Source organism: Pseudomonas sp. 14P_8.1_Bac3 (assembly GCF_025466085.1).
GTDB lineage: Bacteria > Pseudomonadota > Gammaproteobacteria > Pseudomonadales > Pseudomonadaceae > Aquipseudomonas.
The window spans coordinates 19,629-44,449 of record NZ_JANLOD010000006.1; the positions used below are offsets into that span (position 1 = coordinate 19,629).

General features: G+C 56.9%; 21 protein-coding genes. 7 read left to right on the plus strand and 14 right to left on the minus strand.

Annotated elements, in window-relative coordinates:
- Position 1: 1 nt before the first annotated feature.
- The 6 genes from NTD84_RS01325 to NTD84_RS01350 all read right to left on the minus strand — a co-directional run bounded on the left by NTD84_RS01325 (position 2) and on the right by NTD84_RS01350 (position 6,877).
- A complete protein-coding gene (locus tag NTD84_RS01325) occupies positions 2 to 217 on the minus strand; it encodes a molybdopterin-binding protein (RefSeq protein ID WP_059404251.1) in 216 nt (71 codons plus the stop codon).
- Between the two features lie 351 nt (positions 218 to 568).
- Positions 569 to 3,064 (minus strand): TonB-dependent siderophore receptor, encoded by a 2,496-nt coding sequence (locus NTD84_RS01330; protein ID WP_262162948.1) that lies wholly within the window; start codon positions 3,062 to 3,064, stop codon positions 569 to 571.
- A gap of 150 nt (positions 3,065 to 3,214) precedes the next feature.
- The gene (locus NTD84_RS01335) at positions 3,215 to 4,147 is read right to left on the minus strand and encodes a FecR family protein (RefSeq protein WP_262163259.1); all 933 of its coding nucleotides are present in this window, start codon (positions 4,145 to 4,147) and stop codon (positions 3,215 to 3,217) included.
- A 26-nt stretch (positions 4,148 to 4,173) separates the two neighbouring features.
- Positions 4,174 to 4,716: a sigma-70 family RNA polymerase sigma factor gene (locus tag NTD84_RS01340; protein WP_262162949.1), complete on the minus strand. Its 543-nt coding sequence runs from the start codon at positions 4,714 to 4,716 to the stop codon at positions 4,174 to 4,176.
- Between the two features lie 96 nt (positions 4,717 to 4,812).
- Positions 4,813 to 5,382, minus strand: a complete 570-nt coding sequence (locus NTD84_RS01345) for a YceI family protein (RefSeq protein WP_262162950.1) — start codon at positions 5,380 to 5,382, stop codon at positions 4,813 to 4,815.
- 136 nt (positions 5,383 to 5,518) lie between these two features.
- Positions 5,519 to 6,877 carry an MATE family efflux transporter gene (locus NTD84_RS01350; protein ID WP_262162952.1) on the minus strand — a complete coding sequence of 453 codons (1,359 nt, stop codon included), beginning with the start codon at positions 6,875 to 6,877 and terminating at the stop codon, positions 5,519 to 5,521.
- A gap of 437 nt (positions 6,878 to 7,314) precedes the next feature.
- Here NTD84_RS01350 and NTD84_RS01355 point away from each other — a divergent pair, with 437 nt between their 5' ends.
- Positions 7,315 to 7,587, plus strand: coding sequence for a hypothetical protein (locus NTD84_RS01355; RefSeq protein WP_262162953.1), 273 nt, complete (start codon positions 7,315 to 7,317; stop codon positions 7,585 to 7,587).
- A 163-nt stretch (positions 7,588 to 7,750) separates the two neighbouring features.
- Here NTD84_RS01355 and NTD84_RS01360 read toward each other — a convergent pair whose 3' ends face one another.
- The 5 genes from NTD84_RS01360 to NTD84_RS01380 form a co-directional block, all read right to left on the minus strand.
- Complete coding sequence (locus tag NTD84_RS01360) at positions 7,751 to 8,986, minus strand: hypothetical protein (RefSeq protein WP_262162954.1); 1,236 nt, start codon at positions 8,984 to 8,986, stop codon at positions 7,751 to 7,753.
- A 414-nt stretch (positions 8,987 to 9,400) separates the two neighbouring features.
- Positions 9,401 to 9,889 (minus strand): tyrosine-type recombinase/integrase, encoded by a 489-nt coding sequence (locus tag NTD84_RS01365; protein WP_262163260.1) that lies wholly within the window; start codon positions 9,887 to 9,889, stop codon positions 9,401 to 9,403.
- 326 nt (positions 9,890 to 10,215) lie between these two features.
- A complete protein-coding gene (locus tag NTD84_RS01370) occupies positions 10,216 to 11,445 on the minus strand; it encodes a hypothetical protein (RefSeq protein ID WP_262162956.1) in 1,230 nt (409 codons plus the stop codon).
- Positions 11,446 to 11,447: 2 nt separating this feature from the next.
- Positions 11,448 to 11,741, minus strand: a complete 294-nt coding sequence (locus tag NTD84_RS01375; RefSeq protein ID WP_262162958.1) for a hypothetical protein — start codon at positions 11,739 to 11,741, stop codon at positions 11,448 to 11,450.
- A gap of 942 nt (positions 11,742 to 12,683) precedes the next feature.
- The gene (locus NTD84_RS01380) at positions 12,684 to 12,890 is read right to left on the minus strand and encodes a hypothetical protein (protein ID WP_262162960.1); all 207 of its coding nucleotides are present in this window, start codon (positions 12,888 to 12,890) and stop codon (positions 12,684 to 12,686) included.
- Between the two features lie 304 nt (positions 12,891 to 13,194).
- On the opposite strand from NTD84_RS01380, the gene NTD84_RS01385 reads away from it, so the two are divergent.
- Complete coding sequence (locus tag NTD84_RS01385; RefSeq protein WP_410017320.1) at positions 13,195 to 13,977, plus strand: NERD domain-containing protein; 783 nt, start codon at positions 13,195 to 13,197, stop codon at positions 13,975 to 13,977.
- Positions 13,978 to 14,031: 54 nt separating this feature from the next.
- Here the strand turns inward: NTD84_RS01385 and NTD84_RS01390 are convergent, their stop codons facing one another.
- Entirely contained in the window at positions 14,032 to 16,092 is a 2,061-nt protein-coding gene (locus NTD84_RS01390) for an acyltransferase family protein (protein ID WP_262162962.1), read from the minus strand.
- Positions 16,093 to 16,279: 187 nt separating this feature from the next.
- On the opposite strand from NTD84_RS01390, the gene NTD84_RS01395 reads away from it, so the two are divergent.
- The 3 genes from NTD84_RS01395 (at position 16,280) to NTD84_RS01405 (ending at position 20,311) form a co-directional block, all read left to right on the plus strand.
- Positions 16,280 to 18,139: an ABC transporter ATP-binding protein gene (locus NTD84_RS01395; RefSeq protein ID WP_262162964.1), complete on the plus strand. Its 1,860-nt coding sequence runs from the start codon at positions 16,280 to 16,282 to the stop codon at positions 18,137 to 18,139.
- Positions 18,140 to 18,156: 17 nt separating this feature from the next.
- The gene (locus NTD84_RS01400) at positions 18,157 to 19,059 is read left to right on the plus strand and encodes a serine hydrolase domain-containing protein (protein WP_262163264.1); all 903 of its coding nucleotides are present in this window, start codon (positions 18,157 to 18,159) and stop codon (positions 19,057 to 19,059) included.
- Positions 19,060 to 19,255: 196 nt separating this feature from the next.
- Complete coding sequence (locus NTD84_RS01405; RefSeq protein WP_262163265.1) at positions 19,256 to 20,311, plus strand: alpha/beta hydrolase family protein; 1,056 nt, start codon at positions 19,256 to 19,258, stop codon at positions 20,309 to 20,311.
- Positions 20,312 to 20,405: 94 nt separating this feature from the next.
- Here NTD84_RS01405 and NTD84_RS01410 read toward each other — a convergent pair whose 3' ends face one another.
- Both NTD84_RS01410 and NTD84_RS01415 read right to left on the minus strand, forming a co-directional pair.
- The gene (locus NTD84_RS01410) at positions 20,406 to 20,804 is read right to left on the minus strand and encodes a RidA family protein (RefSeq protein ID WP_262162966.1); all 399 of its coding nucleotides are present in this window, start codon (positions 20,802 to 20,804) and stop codon (positions 20,406 to 20,408) included.
- A 189-nt stretch (positions 20,805 to 20,993) separates the two neighbouring features.
- Positions 20,994 to 21,812 carry a GIY-YIG nuclease family protein gene (locus tag NTD84_RS01415; protein WP_262162968.1) on the minus strand — a complete coding sequence of 273 codons (819 nt, stop codon included), beginning with the start codon at positions 21,810 to 21,812 and terminating at the stop codon, positions 20,994 to 20,996.
- Positions 21,813 to 22,660: 848 nt separating this feature from the next.
- Here NTD84_RS01415 and NTD84_RS01420 point away from each other — a divergent pair.
- Positions 22,661 to 23,725, plus strand: a complete 1,065-nt coding sequence (locus NTD84_RS01420) for a metallophosphoesterase (protein ID WP_262162970.1) — start codon at positions 22,661 to 22,663, stop codon at positions 23,723 to 23,725.
- Between the two features lie 135 nt (positions 23,726 to 23,860).
- A complete protein-coding gene (locus NTD84_RS01425; RefSeq protein ID WP_262162971.1) occupies positions 23,861 to 24,688 on the plus strand; it encodes an EamA family transporter in 828 nt (275 codons plus the stop codon).
- The last annotated feature ends 133 nt before the right edge of the window (positions 24,689 to 24,821 follow it).

The window sequence follows — 24,821 nt, forward strand, 5'->3', positions numbered from 1 at the left end:
TTCAGAGCTTCGCAATCGATACCTCGGTGGATTTCACGAACGCGATGACTTCGCTGCCGATCTTCAATTCAAGGTCACGCACGGAACGGGTGGTGATCACCGAGGTGACGATCCCGGACGCGGTTTGCACGTCGATTTCGGAAACCACCTCGCCTTCGACGATTTCCTTGATGACGCCCTTGAACTGGTTACGGACGTTGATCGCTTTGATGGTCATGTTGAGGCTTCCTGTGTGATGTCGAACGCATCCGATTGGATGGGCAGGCGTTTAAAGTGCACCTCGCGGGAAAACATTAAAAGGAATATATAATTATCTATTTATAGCTTTTAGGAATATCAGAACTTGCTTCTGGAGTCGGGTTTGGGGATGGTGGCGATTTTGCGGACGCCATCGCAGCAAGCCGGCTCCTACGGATCGGGGGGCTCGCGCAAAATCCGTAGGAGCCAGCATGCTGGCGATGGTGTCAAAGGCGACGCGTTCATCCAGGCAGCACGCGTTATCGTTAACGACCATCGCGAGCGTGCTCGCTCCTACAGGTTTTGTGTCGTGCGACAGAATCGCGGTGGGTTACCACTGGTAGGTCGCGCTCGCCTGAACCGTGCGTTGGGCACCGTACCAGCACCAGGAGTAGGAATAGCAGGACGCGACGTACTCTTTATTGGCGAGGTTGCTGGCGTTCACCGCCAGGCGCAGGTTGTCCTTGAGGCTGTTGATGTTCGGGATGTCGTAGTGCACCGCCGCGTCGACCAGCGTGTAGCCCGGCACCTTCAGCGTGTTGGCGGTATCGCCCCAGGACGAGCCGACGTAACGCATCCCGCCGCCGACACCGAAGCCTTTGGCGACGCCGTCATGGAAGGTGTAGTCGGCCCAGACCGACGCCGTGTGGCGCGGCACGCCGTAGGTGGTGGTGCCTTTGGCCGGCAGGGCCGGGCCCACGGCGATGTCGGTCAGCGGCGCGTAGCTCACGGTGCTGTTGGACTGGGTGATGCGGTTGTCCAGGTAGGCATACGCGGCGGTGATATCGAGGTTGTCGTTGAGACTGGCCTTGCCCTCGAGTTCGAAACCACGGGAGCGCACTTCGCCGCTCTGTTCCTGGCAACGGCCGGTGCCGCACAGATGCGTCGGGTCCGGATCAAGCGTCGGTACGTTGCTCTGGCGCAGGTCGAAAACCGACGCCGTGATAAAGCTGTTGCTGCCCGGTGGCTGGTACTTGATCCCCACCTCGTACTGCTGGCCCTCGGTCGGTTTGAACACCGAGCCGCCATAGCCGGTGCCCGACTGCGGCTCGAACGACTCCGAATAGCTGACGTAAGGCGACAGCCCGTTATCGAACAGATAGACCAGGCCCACGCGACCGGTGAACGCCTCGCTGTCCAGCGAGCTTTTGCTCTTGACCTGGTTACGCAGGTTCAACGTGCTGTTTTCGTTGGTCGCCCAGTCATACCGCCCACCCAGCAGCAACACCCACTGGTCCCACTTGAGCTGGTCCTGGAAGTACACGCCCTTCTGCTGATTGCGCTGCGTCGCATCGGAGGTGAATGCTGGCGTGACCACCGGAACGCCATACACCGGCTCGAAAATGTCCTGGATCGGACCGACGCCGAACCCGGATTTGGTATCGGTGCTGGTGTTCTGGTAATCGCCGCCAAACAGCACGGTGTGCTGCACCGGCCCGGTGTCGAATCTGGCCTGCGCCTGGTTGTCCAGCGCGTAGGAATCCAGATCGACATCGGTAGCAATGGTCGAGCGATTCAAGGTGCGATAGTCGGCGCGCAGGTTGCTGCTGTAGAGGCTGCGATACACGCCTTCGCTGCGCAGATAACGCGCGTTCTGACGCAGGGTCCAGACGTCGTTGAGGTGATGCTCGAACAGGTAACCGATGGAGAAATATTGCCGGTCGCTCTTCTCGAAATCCTTGTCGCCGTCATAGAAATCGACGTCGATATCACGGCCGATCGGGCTGTCCAGCACCGAACCCCAGGCCGGCATCGACCCGTACGACGCGGCTTTCGGGTCTTTCTGGAAATGCCCGAGCAAGGTCAACGAGGTGTCTTCGCTCGGACGGAAAGTGAACGCCGACGAGATCGCCTGACGGCGAGTCTCGGTGTGTTCCAGTTGACCGTCGGCATCGTCGTACAGGCCGGCGAGGCGGTAGGAGTAAACCCCTTCATCGTCGATCGGGCCGCTCAGATCGAAGGTCGTGCGCTTTTTGTTGAAGGTGCCGTACTCGACCCCGATTTCATGGAACGGCGTGTCCAGCGGCCGCTTGCTCACCATGTTCACCACGCCGCTGGGGCTGGCCTGGCCGTACAACACGGACGACGGGCCCCGCAGGATGTCCACGCGTTCGAGGTCGAACGAATCCTTTTGCGGCGAGGCATCACGGCTAGCGGGCATGCGCAGGCCGTCCAGGTACACCGCCGGGGAAAAGCCGCGAATGGTCATCTGGTCCAGGCGCGAGGCGGTGGAGCCACGGGATTCCGGCACCACCGCAGCGGTGTAACGCAGAATCTGGTTGAGGCTCTCGGCACCCTGGGCACGCATCTGGTCCTTGGTGACCACGGAAATCGATTGCGGTGTTTCGTTCAGCGGCGTGTCGGTTTTGGTCGCTGACAATGAGCGTGTCGCGACGTAACCCGCCACCGGGCCGGTCGGGCTTTCGCTGGCGTAGGCACCGCTGATGTTGGTGGCTTGCAACTCCAGCGAACCTTCGACCGCTGCCGGTGCCGGCTCGATGCGGTAGCGCGTGTCCGACAGCGCGATGGCGTTCAGGCCGCTGCCTTGCAGCAACTGCGCGAGCGCAGCGCCGATGCTCAATGATCCGCTCACACCGTCGCTGCGTTTGCCGCGGGTCAAGGCCGGATCGAACGCCAACACCAGGTCCGCCTGCTCGGCCAGGCTGTTCAGCGCCTGGCTCAAATCCCCGGCGGGAATCGAAAAACTGCGCACTGCGCTGGTGTGTGTACCCGCAAGCGAGGGGTCAGCCGCCAACAGCGGCGCCGCGACAAAAGCCATCGCCACTGAAAGCGCCAGTGGGTGCAAGGGACGAGCAAAGCGTGACATGGGAAATCCTGCGAAAGGGAAGGCGTTACTAACCATGACGGCCATGTCGGAAAAACAGACAAGGAATGCGAGCGATTTGCATTAATAAATTTCTGACAACGCCTGCAGCCCCTGTAGGAGCGAGCTTGCTCCTACAGGGGTTTTGAGGGGTTATCGAGGTTTGACGGTGACCAGAAAGTCGGTGAAGTGCTCGACCTGGATCGGCAGGTTGTCCGCCAGCGTCGCCAGTGCTGCATCGGTGTCGTCCAGGCGGAACACGCCGGACACCCGCAGCCCTTGCAGCGCCCTCTCGTCGAAACGCACCATGCCTCGGCGATAACTGGCGAGGGCCTGGAGTACTTCGCTCAAAGGACGGTCATCAACCTTGAGCAGGCCTCGGGTCCAGGCGTCCGGATTGGCGTTGCCGATTGGCTGCGGCGTTTGCACGCGGCCATTCCGGAGGACGGTCCGCTGCCCCGCCGCTACGTTCACGGTTTCACCACCGTCAGGTTTGGCGGCCACCACCGACTCCAGCACGCTGACCACCGTCGAGCCGTCCGCCTCACGCTTCACCAGATACCGCGTACCCAACGCCGTCGCGGTGCCTTGATCGGTGCGCACCACAAACGGCCGCTTGGCGTCCTTGGCCACGTCGACCCACATCTCGCCGGCCAGCAATTCGATGACCCGCTGCTGCCCGTCGAACTTCACGTCCAGCGCCGAACCGCTGTTGAGCTGAATATGGCTGCCGTCCGACAGCGCCACCTCGCGCCGCTCCCCCACGCCGGTGCGTTGATCGGCGAGCCACACCGGCATGTTGTCCAGGCCGATCCAGCCACAGAACAACACGCCCAGCAGCGCAACGACCTGGGCGCTGCGCCCCGAAACCGAAGGCCCCGACCGCGCAAACGCCTGCTTGAGGGCAACCCGCGCGGGCGCCGCCGGAAGCTCGTCGAGACTGCCCCACACCCCGCGCATGCGCTCCACCGCGATTGCGTGACGCGGATCGGCTTCGCGCCAGACGTTGAAGGCCTGGCGGTCGGCGTCGGTCGACAGATCATCATCGTGCAACAGCGTCAGCCAATACGCCGCCGCGCTGATCATTTGTTCTGACGGTTGATCGATCGCGCTCACGGCTGCTCCGCGCCGTACAAGGTGTGGTAGCAATGCACGAGCGCGCTGGCGACGTAGTTCTTGACTGTGCTGGCAGAGACGTTCAGTTCGATGGCGATCTCGCTGTACGTCAGGCCGTCGAGCCGACTGAGCAGAAACGCCTCACGGGATTTCGCCGGCAACCCGGCGAGCATCACGGCGATTTTTTCCAGGGCCTCCAGCGCCACATGAATCGCTTCAGGGTCCGGCATGCCGGCGTCGTGCGCCTGGATTGCCAAAGCTTCGAGGTACGCCTGCTCGATGCGCCGACGCCGGGCGCCATCGATCAGCAAGCGCCCGGCCATCGTTGCCAGAAACGCTCGAGGCTCCTTGATGGAATGAGGGTCAGCGAGGGTGAGCACGCGAATGAACGCGTCATGGGCCAGGTCCGCCGCGCGATGCGAGCAGCCGAGCTTTCTGCGCAGCCAGCCGTGCAGCCAGGAATGGTGGTGGCTGTAGAGGTCGGTGAAAGTCCGCTGACGACGGCTGAAGTCGTCATCCGCCACGGAAAAATCGCGCATACGCAAAAATTTCTCAAATAAGAAAGATTACCAGTAGCGCGAACGATGACAGCAAAACCTTGGCAGGGCAAGCGACGAAAAACCGCAAATTGAACGCTACTGCGCCGGCGCGACCATGCGGAAGCGGATGTTGATATCGTCCGACACCACCGTGTCCGCGAACTCACCTTCGCCGATCTTGAAGTCGCTGCGTTTGAGGATCAGTTGGCCATCGAAGATGCCGATGCCGCTCTCGGCTTTCAGCAGCACCGGCACGTCGACCACGTGAGTGATGCCCCGGAGCGTGAGGTTGCCGGTGATCGAATAGCGGTTTTCACCCAAGGCTTTCACCGCGGTCGACTCAAACGTGGCCACGGGTGAATGGACCGTGTCGAACCAGGCCGGTTTTTTCAATTCTTCGTTGGCGTCACTGCTGCCGGCATCGATGCTGTCGAGCTGGATCGTCAGCGCGGCGTGGGCGGCCGTGGGATTTTCCGTGTCGAAATCCAGCGCGCCCTCGAACCGGCTGAACGTCCCGTAGACCCGCGAACTGAACTGGTTGTAAGTAAAGGACAAGGTGCTGGCGGTCGCGTTGACCTGCTTGTATTCGACGGCATGGGCGCACGACATCACGCCAAAGCTGAGCGCGGCAACCCAGGTGACGGAACGCGACAATCGAGGATTCATGGGAGTCTCCGGGCGTGCGCACACAGGCCCGCCACAGGTGGACTAAAGCAAAGATCCGGCGTTTTTGCCACAGTGCGCACCGCATGCGATCACTTGTGAATCAAACCGATGGCACGCCAGGCGCATCCCTGCCCGCCTACACCAACCGCTCAATCTTCTGATGCTTCCACACCAGTTTGTAATACAGCGTCTGCAACACCAGCATCCCCAGATACGCCACCGGAAACGCCATCCACACACCCTGCAAGCCGAACTGCCCGTCCAGCACATACGCCACCGGCAACTGCACCCCGAGCACGCAGACAATCGAAATCGCCATCGGCACCAGCACCGCACCGCTGGCGCGCATGATCCCGCCGACGATGGCCTGGAAGCCGAACACCAACAGGCTCCAGAGCATGATGTGCAGCAAGTGCTCCGCCATCGCCCGCGTGGCGTCCTCGGTGAGGAACAAGCCCAGCAACCAGTGCGACAGCAAATAGCCCAACAACACCAGGCCACCTGTGAGGCACACGTTGATCAACAACCCCGTGCGCAGAATCGGCCCGATCCGCTCAACCCGCGCCGCGCCAATCGCCTGGGCGCCGAGAATTGACGCGGTGATCGCAATCGACAACGCTGGAAACTGCACGTAATTGACGATCTGCGTTACTGCCCCATACGCCGCCGTCGCCTGCGAACCGTGCTGGTTCACCAGCGCCAGAATCACCAGTTCCGACAGCGACAGCACCACCATCTGCAACCCGGTCGGCAAACCGATGCGCAACACCTTGCCGAGAATCACCCGATCCAGGCGCATCGCCGCAAACATTTCCCGATCCGGCGCCAACGGATGCCCGCGCCGAATCAAGCGCCACGCCAGCCACCCCATCGCCGACAGGTTCCCCGCCAACCCCGCATACGCCGCACTCTGAATCCCCATCATCGGCAACCCGAGCCACCCCCGAATCAACGCCGGCGTCAGCGCCAACCCGATACACGTCGACACGATCAACGCCACCAGCGGCGACACCGTATCGCTCACCCCGCGCAGCAACTGCGTGAACAGCACGTACACCAGCAACGACGGCATGATCCACATCATCACGTGGGCATACGCCACCGCGTCGTCCAGCACATCCGCCGGCGTGCCCAACCCCTGCAAGGCTGGCCGCGCGAACACGCTTCCGAGGATCGCGGCGACCAGCCCGATGATCGCGCCCAACAGCAAGGTCGTGCCAGCGATGGTCTTCACCAGATGCGGCTCCCGCGCGCCCCACGCCTGGCCGATGAGCACACCCGCCCCCGCGCCAAGGCCGATGACCAGGGCGATGAAAAAAAACACGATGGGAAACATGCCCGACACGGCGGCCAAGGCTTGGGTACCGAGCATTTGGCCGATGTAGATGCTGTTGACGGTGCCTGACATGGATTGCAGGAAATTCGACAGGACCATCGGGGCGAGGAAAAGCAGGTAGGTTTTCCAGAGGGGATGTTGGGTGGTTGGGGTTTGCATTCGGTGGATGTCCAGCTCGGCTGCGGGGTTGGGATTCTAGAGGATAGCGGTAGCGGCGAGAAACAACGTGAAAGGAATGTCAGAGGCGGTATCAAAGTTTCCCACGACCTGGCGTGTAGGTCCTAGGACGGCATTAAAGTTCCTACAAAAAACTCGGAATTCGCCACCCTTCCTGGATGTGTTGGTGGGGCTTATAGTTTGGCCCGTCGCCCACATGGCGGCCAGGTTTGGCGACCTGTTATACGAGTGCGAGGGCGCCTGCTCATTTGCAGGCATCAACGCATCTGCAAAACCGCTGTACTATGGCGGTTGTGCGCGGGAGACCTTCGGGTCTGCCGGTTACTCGTTTCCGGTTCGCCAACCTGCGCACAACTGCCCCCCTCTTCGTTTGGCGACGAATTGTTGGCCGTCTCAACAAACTAAACGAGGCTTCAACCATGGAAAGATACATGCCCCTCACCGGAATCGACCTGATCCCGGCTTCCCTGCTTATTGATACCCAAGCCCCACTCGACGTTCTGCAAGCCGCAGCCGACTCCCGAATTCGGACGGTGACGCAGGTGCTGGAAAATATTGCCTATCGGGCAGAGCTGGGTTGCGACACGGTGGTGTTGAAGGACTTTTGTCAGTTGCTGGCCATACCCTTGCGGGATGGGTGCGATTTGATGGATGTGGTAGGGCGACGGTTGCGTGGGCAAGTGAAGGAATAAATGAAAACGGGCGCTAGGCGCCCGTTTTTTTATCTGTCGGCATGGAGATTCGAGACTTTACAGTCTGCTATTAATCTGTCCGCTTTCGGCCAAAAGCGGTCATTCATGGAGCGATATTTTCCCGGAGTACATACAGAAGCTATCAACAAAAAAACTTTTAAAATCATTGGTAGTACCTTATCTCAAACAACGCTCCTGTATCACATTCAACGTTGGTGTTTACAGTCGTACTCACTGAGCCAATATGTGAAAATAATGTAGTCCAGGGTGACCACGTGTAAGGCGGTGCAAGAAAATTAGCGGTCCCTATACCCCCATTTATCGACACACCACAAAATCCCGGGCCTTGAGACTGTGCTCTAACCTCAACGTTTGCAACGGAGTTAGACGTAGTGATAGACATGCCGTTAATCAATGGAAACGTGCTTTGGACATCAAATACAGTAATAGCATCCTTCATCAATATTTTATCTTGTTCCACTAGAAGCTTAGCCATAATCCCGGCCTTATCGGAATAGACCTCCTCTGTCGGCTGTACGCATGTCTTAGCTGGATCTGCAATGGCAGTAACAATGTCCTTCCTGTTATCCTTCAATCCCTTCGCATTCCATATTTCTCCCGAAAGCTTTAGCGTTCGACTTTGCTCGCTAGGTACAAGCTTTGAAAGCTTACCTACGGCGATAGTCGGCGACCCCGCACTTCCATCAACACGCTTTAACGCCGTAAAATTGATATCTGCATCTAATGTAACAATTCCATCGAACCGAATAAACGCGTTCGACACCTCGCGTTCCAAGATGACCTGGTGCGTGTGCATAGGGGGCAGATCAAAGGAAATTGCCTGAGTTGTGGTTACGACTGTTTGAAGATTATTGCTCTGTGATTCAGAACTGCGGATACTAAAGTTCGTATTTTCTTGTCTCGACATTGAAAATTGTACCGCTTTCACAGGCACCTGTATCGAAGATGTAAGCGTTGCACTGGTTCCCTCAGTAATATCTGTAGATTTGGTAATAGCTATACCTTCAGACGTAGACACAGAAATTGTGTCCTGTATTTTCGTTGGCTCAGGGCCGCAGTTCACATACTGGCGTATTGCTCGAGTAATTGTAGTAGGAATTGCCGCCGGGATCGGATCTGAGTAGCTGCTGTCCACTGAAATACTTCGCACATTATTGAATTTCAAGTCACATTTGAATATGGCATTGAGGAGTTGTGGTCCCGCTATATCACCATTTTTCAAGCATCGCATTGACCCATCGGAGCCAGGCATTGGTAATTCACCAATAACGTTGAACAAAGAGTCATTCAGTGCTTGAGTTAAATCTATTTCATTAGCTAATACTGTTGAACTTGCTGTTAGTAGTGTAAAACACATAAGAACATTGCCGTTCATCATGGTGCCTCCCGAGGCAGTGGCTTACCGACCGCTAGATCGAAGCGTAGCAGGAATAGCTGAAGTCTCGATCACCTCCGCTGAATAGGCTGCCGCTCAAAAATGTTGATCGCTCTACCGCCAATTACCTTAATCAATAGTTTTCCGACCAAATTTAAGCGTACGGCCAACGCGCCTGGCCCTGTTGAGCCGCAAACCTTTCAAGCGAGTCGAGGGCACGAGAAGCGTCTTGATCATCAGCCGATGCGCGAAAGCAGGCTCGATTGAGGGAGATTTGTGCGGAGTACCTCTAATAGCCACATGCTGGGTCACTATCCCAGGCAGCCAGATGCCAAGGACCAGCGAGTATTTGCAAAAACTAACCATCACCTTTGGGTCGGAGAGCGACGGTCTGGCGCAGACCGTCGCAGTGGATAATTACACGTCTGTCTGCTCTGCCATTTCTAGAGCATCGTCTACCTCGATACCCAAGTACCTGACCGTCCTTTCGAGTTTCGTATGACCAAGCAAGAGTTGAACTGCCCTCAAGTTCTTGGTCCTGCGATAGATCAACGAAACCTTGGTTCGCTGTAGCGTCTGGGTACCGTACATCGTCGGGTCAAGTCCGATGGCTGTTACCCATGCTTTAACTATTCGAGCGTATTGCCTGGTGGAGAGATGATCTGAGTCATGTAATCGCGTCGGGAACAGAAAGTCCTCACTGCGAAGATGCGCCTGGCGCATCCAAGCCTCCAGAACTGTTCGTATTTGCTCAGTAATTTCAAACTGCACTGGATGTTGAGTTTTCTGCTGCACCACGATGGCCCGTGACGAAACATGCTCCCCATGCGCAATGTCACGTACTCGTAGCTTGGTTAATTCACAGGCACGCGGTTTGCTGTCGATGGCCAAGTTGAAGAGGGCCAGATCCCGTGTTTACTCCGCGAGCTGAAGCCTGACCCAAATGGGCCAGATATCTCTCACTCGAAGCGGGGCTTTCTGCCCTCCAAGCTTTCCCTTGTTCCAAGGCTGATGGCGATGTAAAGCGATAGTGCTCATGGCTTGTCCTCCGGGTTGAAGAAGGACAAGGGTGGATCAGTCGCATTGCTTGGACGTCGCTAATCGACCCAGATCGGCCGATGGGTACTAAGCTTATCGAACGGTGCCTTCCAAAACAAAGCGGCCGCTCAGTGGTTACTATTGGCAAAGCGACGAGTTGGCCACCAAAAGCAAGGAAATTGCTTGCAATTATTTTATTTGAATGGTCGATTTTTAATAATAAATTGAGGGTCCGACGCATTGGGGATCGCTTCGATAATGTCTCCATACATAGATTTAACAATTGCTTCATCTAATAATCCAAAAGAAATCAAATCTGACGCAATAGTGACCGTCATCGGATCTCGGACGAGATTCATATAACGTGCGTTGCTGTCCGCCAGGAATTTCAAGCAACCATCTTGCATACTGGGAACATGTTCAGAAACCCATTGCTCCAATGATCTACGTAATGCCCGCTTCCGCGCTCCGACTGCACGAGAGTCATATTCAATCTGTAGATTTAGAAGCGAGTAAGTCTCGCTCACAATGAAAGAAATTGTGGTGATATTTTCCATCGCCAAATGGACGGCAATAATTAAATCGTCAGCCGGCATCGTGTCGGAAAAAAGTTCAAGACATGTCTGCGCCGCTTGCCAGTCAGCATAAATCTCCTCTCTGAAATGGTCGTTTTTTGAAAGTTCGCAATGCAATTCGACTGTACGCTCATGAGATTCAATAATTTCATTGCGGAGCCGTTCTCTCATTTTTACATCGCGAAGGCGATCCTCATCAGTTTTTATATTGTGCGCGTGAGGAACAGGGTTTCCGTGGTACTGAAATGATAGATCGTCAAGATACTGTTCAAGTACCTTCTCGACGTCGATATCGCTAACTTGGAGCACAAAATCGAGTAACCAGTCGATCGCGGTTTTATCAATGTTTGATAAAGCCCAGCTGAGATGTGACAGTTCATGCGCAATGATGAAAGCTTCTTGAACGTGAACGGAAAGCAATCGTTTGGCCCGCAACTCGATTGTTTCGTTGCTTTTATATCCGTGCGATCGATGGTGGGCAGTTGAATATAAACATGCAAGCGTCACCGCCACCTCGTTCTCGCCGCAATAAGACGCCGTTTCTGACATGATACGAAAAACCATCGATTTTGCATCTTCCGGAGACTCTGCAGAATAGAAAATTCTCGACAGCTCGTTGATCGTTTGCCCTAGGTATTGATCGCAGATCAGAATTTTGGAGTTTTTGAAAGAAACCAATTGCGTCTGCTTGTTTAAGGTGTTTACAACTAGTAACTCTGGAAAATCAAATTCATTGAAAGAGAATCCCTTTAAGATCTCGACATATATATCGAGATACGCTTGAGCTAAGGACTCAGACACGTCATTGTTGATCTGCCTCGTTGCGACTATATAATCATCAATGTTCATATTTAGCTTTGATGTTCGTTGATTGCAGCCAGGATGCGCTTCACTTCATCTTCCGAATACCCCTTAATTTTAACACCCTTGTAAGTTACGCTTTTGTGTTTCTTAGATTTGATAATCTCCACGATGATACTTTTAATTACAGGTATTGCGATGCCGGCCGCCGAAATCACAAGCGTCCAATGCGTCATCGCCCCATCAATGGCGCGTCCATCGATTATCGAAATCTCGTCTGGATACTTTTCTGCTAATTCGTCCAGCGCTGCTCGCTCGCCCATTTCGAAGTCGATTGCAATCATGTTTTTTTCCCCATGAAGATTTCTATTTCTAATGTGATCTGGTGGGGGTGCGAGCTTCCCGTACGAACATGGTTAGACTCAGTCGTCGGCCCCGAGTCTGAGGCAGGAGATCTACACGTGCAGGTGCCGGGTTGTATTTTCAAGAGGAGTGCTCCTTGAACCGACTCAACTGTTGTCGATTAAAGCTAGTTGTCGAGAGATCGCACGTCAAGGACAGACTCCGTGAGGGGCACAACCAGAAGGATTGTCCCCGATACCCGACGGTCAAGGAGGGCCGCCAATAACGCACAGCGACGGATGTTTCAATGGAGGTTCGCGCGCCGCTGTTGGGTCAAGCTATGCAGACTTCGACGTTGTTAAATTTCGGCCCGGCGTTCGTTGCAATGAAAAACTATGGCGACGGAGGCGGCGTTGTCGACTTGCTGTTCTTGCACACAGTTGGCGTCAAAAGCGTTGACTCGTTCCATCGAGCGTATGACCTAGACAATCAGGCAACAGCCTCTTTGGTTGCGCCTGCAGGAAATCAATTACTACCCAAGGGCCCCGATAGGCCCAATGACTGTAAAGGCCGATACCCGTGCGTTGACCGTCGGGCAGATGTCGTAGTGGACCAGCCGGTCAAGTGACCGCTGCATGGATCTGGCGAACGGCAGGAAGTGGTCGATGGCAACCGATCTCTCCACCCCCGCATACGGGAAAATCGGTCATATCGGTAAGACTCAGCAGGCAAACGACTCCGATTGCTAATTCTCCGCGTGCCAGCGGTTGAATGCCCGTCGTCCCGCAGCGCGCCCCATGACATCGCAATTCCCGCGCCGCTGGAGCCAATGAAATCGCGACGGCTCGCAGTAGCCCGTATAGATGTCATGCGACATGACTCTTCGGGCAAAATAAATCGGGAAGCACGCTTGGCGCTGCTCGCTAGGCAGTAAAGACGACTGGCTAGTCAATCATGAACTGGCCCATCAGGAACATCCCGGCTACGGCCAGCACCACCAACCCTGCCGCACAGGTCCACTCGGCTTCGGGAGTGTGAGCCAGCCATGCGCCGCTCGACGGGTACCTTCCCAGCGTGGCCAGCTTCACGACCGGCCAACCAAAGGGAAAGCAGACGCCTCGGAAAGCGACTTCGATGAATATGTCCAACATGGGTGCCGATCCCTGATATGCAGTGGCTAATGGAAAGCAATCGTGAGTAACTCGGAGGATAGCCTGTAAGCCAAGAGGGTTACCCGTTTTCGCTCTGACATTTCGACTGGATACGCACCGACGTTGACGTACAGATTTTTCCTACAACGCGACGGAAAAAATGTGAAGACTCATTGACGTTTCTTTCCAAAAAAAAACCACCAGAGCCCTTTAAAACCGCGGCTTTGGCGACAATCAGAAATGTGAAGGCATTTCACGAAGAAACGCCCCCACCTGACCTTACTTGCTCGCAAAGGAATGCCACGTGAACGCCACCCTCGCCCTCCAGCCGTTATTTCACATGCTGATCTGGCTACTGCCGCTGATGCTGGTCATGTCCCTATTGAAACCCCGTCTGTTCAAAGGCTGGATCGGCGAGCAACTCGTCCGTTTCTTCGCCCACTTGCTCCTGGATCGTAAAATCTACCGTCGCCTGCACGACGTAACCCTGATCACCCCAGACGGCACCACCCAAATCGATCACGTCTTCGTCTCGCCCTTCGGCGTCTTCGTGCTGGAGACAAAGAACATGGGCGGCTGGATCTTCGGCGGTGAAAAACAGGCGCAATGGACGCAGCAGATTTACAAAAAACGATTCAAATTCCAGAACCCGAACCACCAAAACTACAAGCACCTGAAAGCGCTGCAAGCCGTGCTGGAGATCGAGCCTGAGCACGTGCATTCGGTGATCGCGTTCGTCGGCGGGAGCACGTTCAAGACCGAGATGCCCGCCAATGTCACCCAGGGCATGGGTTTGGTTCGCTACATCAAGTCTTTCCAGCAACCGGTTTTCAGCGAAGCGCAGGTAACGGCCATGCTGGACACCTTGCAAGCAGGTCGCCTGGCGCCGACGCTCGCGACGCGGCGTGAGCATGTGCAACGTCTGAAACAACGCGATGACCCCTCAGCCTCGCGGCTCTGCCCGCGCTGCGGCAGTGCGCTGGTGGTACGAGCCTACAAAACCGGTAGCAGAATGGGCCAGCAGTTTTGGGGATGCAGCACCTACCCCAAGTGCCGGACGATGCAGCCCCTTTCACCACGCGGTTGACCATTCTTCCCGGCGGAAATGTTCGCCGGCCTTGGTGTGAGTTCTGCCCAGCGACTACTGAGCCACTCTCATCGGGTTCCCGAACCTGCTCAGATAAGTCTCGCCAAACTTGTACGACGCGTAATCGGTCATGTGCCCAATGTCGCGATACAGCGGAATGCCATCCACCGTGGTCTCACAAGCTCCGCCGTCGCACTGAATATCCTTGGGATCGATCAGAACGAGGTTCGGGTATTCAACTTTTAGCTGAGCGAACACTGAATTGATCCAAGGGTTCTCCAAGTCTTCTCGGGCCACCGTCTTGCAAGACTCACTGCGCTCGATGCTGCCCAGCTGTCCTCGCATCACATAGCGCTGCAACAAGCACTCGTTGACGCCCGGCGGCATCGGGTACATGGCTTTGAGGAATATCGGTACGGCACCTGAGGCTTCGATGGCATTCAATGCGTGGCGAATCGCGAATTCAAAACGTTGATGAGACAGCTCAGGACCGCGGGGATCTTCGGGGCGGGTCAAGATGGAAGCGTCGGCGTAACTGTCCCAGATTTGCCCGATCAGCACGAATTTGTAGTGATTCTTCTTGATCAGTTCGTAGTAGCTCGCCACGTTGTCGTGACACTTCTTGTAAACAGCGCCTTTGGATTTACTCCAGTCGTACAAATAAATATCTGGCAGGGCCAGGCAGGCCGAATAACTTCTGGCAAGTACCGAAATGTTCGCGTCCTTCGCCAAGGTGTCGACGAAGCCCCAATATTGGTTGGAGAACGAATCGCCCATCAGGAGGGCTTGAGCTTTCGCGTGAGGCGCCCCGAGGACGCAACGCGTGTCAGCGTCCTTGCTGGCGCCCCCCAAACATTCCGAACGCGCTGGAGGGGTCATCGCCTGGAGCTTGTCGAAGACCTCCGCCATGTCTGATCCAAAACGCTGCGGCCATCCCCCCTTGGAAACACTCAAGGAATAAAGCGCGGACAGCGCAATGGCGGGTAGCCCGATCAGCAAACCGAGGGTCATCTTCAAACCAAGCTTGGGCTTTCTAAACTTGCGCTCGATCGTGACATACGAAAGCGCGGCCAACGCAAAGGTCAAAACGAAATAGGCGACGGTCAGCGCCGTGCTGTGTTTAAAGCCCAGGTAGCTGCTGGTTGCGAGGACGGGCCAGTGCCAGATGTACAGCGAATACGAGATGGTGCCGATGTACACCAGCGGTGGAAAAGAAAGCACCTTGGCGGTCATGCTCGCTTCAGAACCATTGCGCCAGAGCAACAGTGCCGTGGCCAAGCAGACGACAACGGCGTGGTAATCCGGGAAACCCAGCAGGATCTGTTCACGGGTAGCGCAGTAAAACAGCGCAATGACCGCAGCGACCCCAAGGATATGGTTCCAGATTGAATTGAGCTTGAGCTTGTCAGCGCTGAATATCACGGCGCACGACCCGATCAGCAGTTCGAAAATCCTCGCGGTGAAGAAGTAGTAGCTTTTGTCCGGGAACTTGCTCGACAGGTACAGCGACAACGCGGTCGCCCCTAACGTCAGGCACAGCACGACGGCTTTGAATGCCGTTGGCGGGCAGTAGCGCCGCAGCAGCCACACGCCTAGCGGCAGCACCAAATACCACTGCCATTCAATAGCCAACGACCAGGTGTGCAGCAGCAGGAGGCTCGACGTATCGTCAGCGGCATAAGCGGTCGTGGAGCGTTCGAAATACTGGTTTGAGAGGAACAGCGAGGTGTAGCGCTCGCTTTTCAGGAATTGAATGAAGTCCTGCGGCAGGTAGAAGAATGCCGCCAGTGCCAATGTCACCAGCATCAAGGCAATCATCGCAGGCTGCAGGCGCCAGATGCGACGCGAGTAAAAACCGGCAAAGGTGAATGAGTTTTTTTCGATTGATTTCAGAATGATCGAGGTGGTCAGGTAGCCCGAGATCACAAAAAAAATGTCGACACCAATAAATCCGGACGGAAACAAAGACAGTCCGCCATGGAAGATCAGTACCAACAGGACGGCAACCGCTCTCAAGCCATCGATGTCGGCTCGATATGCAAGAGAGGAGGTTGCGCCGGGAGAAACCTGAACACCGGGCCTGCTTCCGACCTTTGTCAGCGAGTCATTTTTCAACTTGACTCTGTCAGCAACCGCTGAAACGTCCGTATTTTCTAACACTGGTAACTGCCCTGACCCGCTTCATTTTTGCGTGCGAGTGTACGTCAAATCGGGCGCTGGAGCCCTACCCTCCACCCCACAGAACCCGCAAAGCCTCCTTTAAATGGCAGAATCCCCCTAACTTGACCGTTTTGGTGACGCCATGCTTCGCATATTTGAACAACGACTCGACCCCTTCCCGCCCGACGAGGTCGCGCCGCCACCCGCAGGCCTGGCTCGGTTTCTGTGGGCGTGTACGCGGGGAGCGCGCGGTTACATTCTTGCGTTTGCGCTGCTCAGTGCCGCGGTGTCGATCTATGAAGCCTGGCTGTTTTCTTTCCTCGGTCAGGTCGTGGATCTGCTCTCGACCTGGCAGGCCGGCGGCGATGCGGCGGCACAGGAAAGTCGGGTGTTGTGGGGCATGGGCATCGTCATGGTGGCCAGTATCGGGCTGGTGGCATTGCGCACAATGGTGCAGCACCAGATATTGGCGATCAATCTGCCATTGCGGCTGCGCTGGGACTTCCACCGCCTGATGCTACGGCAAAGCCTTTCGTTCTTTTCCGATGAGTTTTCCGGCCGGGTGACCACCAAAGTGATGCAGACTGCGCTGGCCGTGCGCGACGTGCTGTTCACCCTGATCGAGATCGCTCCTGGCATCGGTGTGTATTTCATTGCGCTCATCGCACTGGCCGGCGGCTTCGCGCTGAAACTGATGCTGCCTTTCGTGGCCTGGATCGTGCTGTTCGCGCTGGCCATGGTGTACTTCGTGCCCCGCTTGGGGAAAGTCGGTCAGGAACAGGCCAACGCGCGCTCCTCGATGACCGGACGTATCTCCGATGCCTACACCAACATCACGACCGTGAAGCTGTTTTCCCATTCCAATCGCGAGGCGCACTTCGCGCGCGCGGCCATGGAGGATTTCAAGCAGACCGGCTTTCGCCAGATGCGCCTGGTCAGCCAGTTCGAAATCGTCAACCAGGCATTGGTGGTGGGGCTGATCATGGCAGCGGGCGGTTATGCGCTGTGGTTGTGGCACCTGGGCGAAGTCGGCACGGGGGCCGTGGCGGCGATTACCGCCATGGCGCTGCGCATCAACGGCATGTCGCACTGGATCATGTGGCAGATGACCTCGCTGTTCGAGAGCATCGGCACGGTGCAGGATGGCATGGCCACCCTCACCCGCGGCCCCAAGGTGCAGGATGCGCCGGACGCGGGCGTGCTCGTCACCTCCGGCGGCGCGGTCACCTTCGACAACGTGAGCTTCAATTACAGCGGCGAGCGCCAGGTGCTCGACGGTTTGAGCCTGAACATTCGTCCCGGCGAAAAAATCGGCCTGGTGGGTCGCTCCGGCGCGGGCAAATCAACGCTCATCAACCTGCTGTTGCGCTTCTATGATGTCGACAGCGGGCAGATTCGCATTGACGGGCAAGACATTGCGAACGTGACGCAAGACAGCCTGCGCGGCGCCATCGGCATGGTCACCCAGGATACGTCCCTGCTGCACCGCTCCATTCGCGACAACATCGCCTATGGCCGCCCCGATGCGAGCGACGAACAAGTTCGCCGCGCCGCGGCCAATGCCCAGGCCGATGGGTTCATCAGTCAACTGAGCGATCGCCACGGCCATACCGGTTACGACACGCTTGTGGGGGAGCGCGGCATCAAGCTGTCGGGTGGCCAGCGCCAACGGGTCGCGATTGCCCGGGTGATGCTCAAGAACGCGCCGATCCTGCTGCTTGACGAAGCCACCAGCGCATTGGACTCGGAAGTCGAAGTGGCCATTCAGGAAAGCCTCGATGAAATGATGAAGGGCAAGACCGTGATCGCCATTGCCCATCGGCTGTCGACGATTGCGGCGATGGATCGACTGGTCGTCATGGATGATGGACGCATCATCGAACAGGGCACCCACGCCGAATTGCTCGCCAGGAACGGCGTCTATGCGCGGCTCTGGCAGCATCAGAGCGGCGGATTCCTGGGTGAGGATCAGGGGCTGGCCGAGGCGCTGGAGCAGGAATGAACGTGTTGGGGAAGACTCTGCTGAGCTCACTCGTTTCAAACGGTCAGTTACTCACGCCTGCCCCGGCAGAACCGATCGTCCCATGGTGGAGCTTCACTAAAACAGTACTGGCCGTGACTGCACTGTCGTTGGTGCGTGATGGACTGGTCGGGTTGGACACCCCGTTATTTGGCCAACCTTACACGCTACGCCAGCTACTGCGACATGAGGCTGGTTTAGGCGATTATGCAGAACTTGCCGACTATCACGCCGCCGTGGCGAACGATGAGACAGCCTGGCCAGTCACGGAAATGATGCAGCGCCTTGAAGGCACTCGACTTCGCTACAGTCCAGGAACCGGCTGGCGTTACTCGAATGTCGGCTACTTGCTCATCGGCCAGCTTATTGAGCGAGTCACTGGGCTGGCGCTTGAAGAGGCAACCAGCCGTCGTGCGCTGAGCCCCTTGGGCCTTTCGAGTGTGCGTTTCGCTAAAACGCGAGCAGATTTGCAACAGACTTACCTTGGAAGGACGTCGGGTTATGATCCCGCCTGGGTCTATCATGGCTTGCTCATTGGCCCGATATCGCAAGCGGCGTTATTCCTGGATCGACTGCTCGCCGGGGACCTTCTGCCCACGGCGTTGCTTCAGCAACTGCAGACGGCGCGAGCATTGGGCGGCCCCCTCCCCGGACGCCCGTGGGTAGCACCGGGATATGGCCTCGGTGTCATGCAGGGCTCAATTGAAGGTGGATGGACCCTATGTGGACACACGGGCTGCGGGCCTGGAAGTGTCATTGCCGTTTACCGAATCGGCGACGCCGAAGCCTCGGCGTGTTGCGCTGTTTTTGAGACCGGCGCCAGTGAAGGCGCCGTCGAAGCCCTCGTTGTACGACAGTTGCTGCAAGCGCTGCGACAGAGTGCTGGCGACTCCAGCGAGTGACCGCTTCGGGCCGTTGCAGCAATTTGCGAAAGGCGACCATCGGCCAAAGCGGACATCCACCGCCTCATAATCAGGCTTAGCGACAAAAGTTATACGGGGCGGTCAGGTCCGGGTTTAATGCCGGTGCTTGCCCGCAGCCACGTTAGCGCCGACTCAGTACGCCTGGCGGCACTATCCAATCAAGGAAGATACGATGTTGAAAATAGCGTTTGGCGCCCTGCTATTGACCTGCCTGGCTACCCTGGCCGTCGCAGACGAAAATCCTGTCGGCTTTCACGCCTCCACGCTGGCGGACCCGCACAATGACCGCGCACTGGAGATGGTCGTCTGGTACCCCAGTGCAACGACCGCCGCCGCGCAATTGATCGGCGATGATGCGGTGTTTGTCGGTGCACCTGCCGTCCGTGACGCGCCGCCCGCTGCCGGCAAGCATCCACTGCTGGTGCTCTCCCACGGGTACAGGGGTAACTGGAGCAACCAGATCTGGCTCGCCAGCGCGCTGGCTCACAAGGGCTATATCGTCGCCGCAATCAATCACCCTGGCACCACCACGCATGACCGCAGCCCTCAAGCAGCGGCGCAGTTATGGCTGCGGGCCGATGATGTGCGCCGGGCCATCGATAATGTCATGGCTCACGCTGAAAAATTCGGCGTGGTCGCCAACGACAGCATTGCAGTCGTGGGCCATTCACTCGGCGGCTGGACCGCACTGGAAATCGCGGGTGCTCGTTTCGATCCCGACCGCTTCGCCCAGGACTGCAAAGCCCACCCGCAACTATCAAGCTGCAGCGTTTATGAAAAGATAAACCCCGCCAGCACCTCGGCATCGAAAACCGCGTTGGCCGCCGACTTGCGCGATAAACGCGTCACGGCAGTGGTTTCATTGGACCTGGGCCTTTCTCGGGGCCTCACCGATGAAAGCCTGGCGGCCCTGCCGATCCCGACGCTGGTGATCGCGGCTGGCGCTCCGTCGCGCGAACTTCCCGCTGAGTTGGAGTCCGCCGACCTGGCCAAGCGCCTGCCTGCGGGGTCAAGCCGTTACGTCGAAATCAGCGACGCGAGCCACTTCAGCTTCCTGTCACGGTGCAAACCTGGCGCGGAGGTCATGCTCGAAGAGGATGTGCCGGGCGACGGCATCATTTGCCGGGATGGCGACAGCGCTCGCCCGCGTGAGGTGATTCAACAGCAGGTTACGTCGCTGATAACGGCGTTTCTCGCGCCGTCATCTGGCGATAAAGCAGATAGCTTGTAAATTCGGCGCTTCGGCCAGGCACCGCTCAAGGCTCTTCAAACGGGCGCTGGTAGTGCCCGCCTTCATCGTTGCCTGTTACCTGGCGGTCTCAGGCTCATGCAACTTCCGGTAACTTGGCAATCACCTTGATTTCGAACTGGAATCCGGACAGCCAGGTGACACCGATGGCGGTGGCAGTGGGATACGGCGCTTCGCCCCAATATTCCGCCGCTACAGCCCAGGCGCGTTCGAAGTGGGTGTGCGGGTCGACCATGAACACGGTCACGTCGATGACATCGCTGAAGCTGCAATCGGCTGCGGCGAGGATAGCGTTGAGGTTCTGGAACGCGAGGCGCACCTGGTCATCGAGTTCCGGCTCGGGCGAGCCATCGGGCCGGCTGCCGACCTGGCCCGACACGAACAGCAAGCCGTTGGCACGGATTGCAGGGGAATAGCGGTGCAGCTCGTACAAGGCGTGGCGGTCAGGTGGCGTAACAACGTCGCGAATAGTCATCAGGGCATTCCTTCAAAAGTGTTGGCGAAGGCGGCCACTGTAGGATTTCCGCCGGTCGCGGATAAACGAGCAGTTCGCTAAATGACTGTTTGCATTCGCCAAACAATGGAGTTCCCGATCGATCGCACTGTGAGGGTCCAGCGCTCGGCACTTGGCATCAATGCGATCCGGGCGACCCAGCACCTGCGATTAATTGATGTTGAATCCAAACTGCCGCGTCAGCAGCTTCTCCTTCCACTCCCCTTCCCTGACGATGATCTCGGTCGGTCCCGCCGCGGATGAAGACACCTCCAGTATTGCCACTTGAAACTCGTGTTCCTCCAGCGCCTTCAGTCCAATATTTCCGCCATGGCCGGTCGCAAAATATTCCTGCCAGCGCCCCCAGAAACCGTCCGAGCCATAAGCAGAGCCGACATAGAGTCGACCGGTTTTAAGGCACGTCAACGCGTACACACCCCGAACCACTGAGAGCGCTGTGCGCCAGGAGAAAGGGATCGAACTCATTTCACGCATCGGCCAGCGAAACGAGCCGAACCCCGGAAAGGGTGGCTCGATAGCCACTCGGCGCATCTCCAGCACTTTTTTATCCTGGTTGTCAGCACGCTGCACCCAAGTGCGCAAACCGAGTCCCCATTCAATCACCAGCCGCCCGATATAATCGCAGAGGCGGTCATCGGGCTGCATGCCGTACAGGAGCCATCCGCTGACATCCTCACCTGACACCGGGTCTTTCGTTCCTACCGGCACGGTGGACTCACCGACAACCCGATAAAGGCCCACGAACAGCGTTTCGTTAAGCGGTGTGGCGACAAACGCTGCCACCCAGTCGGCATTGCTGAAAACGTCCCTTGATTGGATCGATTGGTACGCCTCGAATCGGCCGTCGCCAGCGACCCACAGGTCGTAGGGTGTTTTACCACGCGATGCGCGTTGGTCCTGATGCCGAACGAGACGGACCCTGGATACATCCAAGCCTATGCTGTTCAAGAAAAAGTTGAATGTGACCACGCTGGATCTCTTTTTGGGGGCGATGGAATCGATGCGTATTGCTGATGATACATCGCACCAGCCTACCCGATATCCAGGGGAGTTCATTACGCGGGATTGAAATTCTGGCGGACTGCATCAGTGATGAGTCTTCCGTTCAACAGCTCATCTTTTGCCACAAGCGTCGGCAGACAGACAAGGCGGTTGCTCTCGACAGCCATACCTCGTGTACTACCTTGAGTTTTCATTCATGACACATGACTGTTGATTGCCGGCCAAGAAAAAAACCCATGAAAGATTTACCTCCCTTCGCCACGCTGCGCGCCTTTGAGGTTGCGACACGACATGCAATTCCGAAAGATCGGGGCTAGGCATAATCTTTTCAACGAAATAGTAATGGGTCAATCCGTCATTATCGGAGCAAACGGTCAGGATACGAGAAGGACCTGAATACCCCGAAGTCAAAACCCCTTAAACGCGTTGAGCTTCTAGCACCCGGCTCAACCCGAGAGTTAGAACATCCTCTCTGGGAGATAATGCGAAGCAGATGCCGCCCAGGAACGCAATACCTAGGGTAACGTAGGAAGAGGCTTCGATAGACTCAAAGTCGCTTTGGTCAATCCACCACGGCATAGCGCTCACCAATCAGAACGTGCAATCCCTGCCCTCTCAACTTCATTTCGTTCTCGGCGCGCTTCAACGGTTCCGAGGTCAAATACCAGATCGCTTAACACCCACCTCTTGATTTTTTGTGATCAAACCAACGAATTCTTCACGGTCCGTCGGGCAAGCTTTCGATTTAGTCAGCCATGCTTTGAAAATCAGCCAGCAGATTTATCGACCTTAATTTCACCACCCTGCGATGCCCAGTGAGTGATCAATTGAAAAGCACAACTTCCTCCTCGATGGTTGCAAAACGTTCGTTGCTCAGAAGTGTTGTGCGTTGCTCAACCGTCACCTGCGTTCTTCTGCTGATCGCTGGGGCGTACTGGCTGTGTACGCCACCATCGCCTTATGTTCCGCTGAGCGGTCTGGACCCTGCGTCGGTTTCGATGATCGCTGTGGGCGATCAAGGCAGCGGTGACCTGCAGCAGTGGCGGGTGGGGCGGGCCATGGAGCGGGTCGCATCCAATGAGGGGCGGCTGGACATGGTGGTGTTCCTGGGCGACAACTTCTACGGCAAGTCGTTAGCCAGTACCCATGATTTCAACTGGCAAACCAAATTCGAGCGTGTCTATTGGGGCCACTGGCTGAGTCATGTGCCGTTCTACGCGGTGCTGGGCAATCATGATTACCCGGTGTCGCAAAAGTATGAGATCGAGTACGGACAACAGCGCAAGGGATCGGGCCGCTGGCAGATGCCAACGAACTTTTACATCAAGGATTTCGGTGAAGTCGACGGGCGTCCATTGGTGCGAATAGTGTTCCTTGACACCTCGGCGCCGCGTGAAAGTTTGCAGCAGCAAATCGACTTGATTGATCAGGCGTTCCAGATGCCGGGGCCGGCGCCGGTGTGGCGAATCGCTGCGTCCCATCACCCGGTGCGCAATCAGGGCCAGCATGGCGAGGAGTCGGATCTGGTTGCCAGGCTTTTGCCAGCGTTGCAACGCAACAACGTGGATCTGCTTTTGTCAGGCCATGATCACAATCAGCAATTGCTGTTGCGTGCTGGGGAGCCCGCGTGGGTCATCTCCGGTGCTGGAGGCCAGAAAATCTACCCCCTGAATACACCTACGCCGGATAGCCTGTTCTCCGCAGCGCGGGCCGGGTTTGTCAAACTCGATCTGAATCCCAGTCAACTGCGCCTGGCGTATTACAATGATCGTGGCGACTTGGAAGCTGGCTATCGCTGGGACAGAGACTGCCAGTGGATGGCCAAAGGCTGCTTAATACCCGAGGAGTCGCGAGGGACCACAGCGCAGTTGGCACAATGAGGGTGGATAGGCTGGCAATTACGCTGGCCGAATCTAAAAGGCCGAACACGGCTACCGATGAAGCATGAGGAGTTGCTCATTCTGCAATGAGAGGACTTCGCTTTAATCAAAACGTCGTATCGCCTAGGATGGCGCATGCCCTATCACATCATCCTGCTCGTCCTCTTCGCAGCACTCTTGCACGCTGGCTGGAATGCCGCGTTGCGCGGCGGCGCCGACAGACTTTGGTCGATGACGATCATGTGCGTGGCGGTCGCGATCGTCAGTGTCGTCATGGCCTTGTTTTTGGAGGCGCCGGCCAAAGCCAGCTGGTTCTACGCGGTACTTTCGGCGGTGCTGCACGTTGGCTACAACTTGTTCCTGGTGCGCAGTTACAAGGTTGGCGACCTGGGACAAACCTATCCCATCTCACGGGGCTCCTCCCCTATCCTGATTACCCTCGCTGCGTCGGTTTTTGCCGGGGAAACGGTCGGCGCGGTCGCGATGTTCGGCATTTTGCTGGTGTCAGGCGGGATCATTTCGCTGGCCTTCAGAGGGCGCAAGCTCGCCGTTCCCAGCCTGCCCTATGCCTTGGGCACCGGCTGTTTCATTGCGGCTTATAGCGTCACCGATGGCATTGGCGTTCGCCTGTCCGGCGCACCGATGGCCTACACGGTATGGATGTGTGCCTTGTGGGGCGTCCTGATGCCGTTGGTCTACATCGGCGTGCGCGACGCGAAGAGTTTGTTTACCTTCCGGCCCGGGTTCATCGCCGCCTTCGTCGGTGGGCTGGTTTCACTTCTGGCGTATGGCATCGTCATCTACGCGATGTCCGCCGCGCCCATGGGAGCGGTCTCGGCACTGCGTGAAACCAGCGTGTTGTTTGCGGCGTTGATCGGTTATTTTTTCCTGGGAGAGACACTGACTGTCCGAAAGATCCTGGCCTGTGCGGTAATCGCCGTCGGCACGATCATCATTGGCTGATGGCAGGCTCGCGACTCAGCCTGCCGTATTCCGTTACTCCAGGATTACTTGCCTCTGTTTCCGACATTTCTATCTATTCACGTCTATGTCTAGCTCGTTCGAGTCGGGTGCATAAGGGTACGTCCCGATCCCA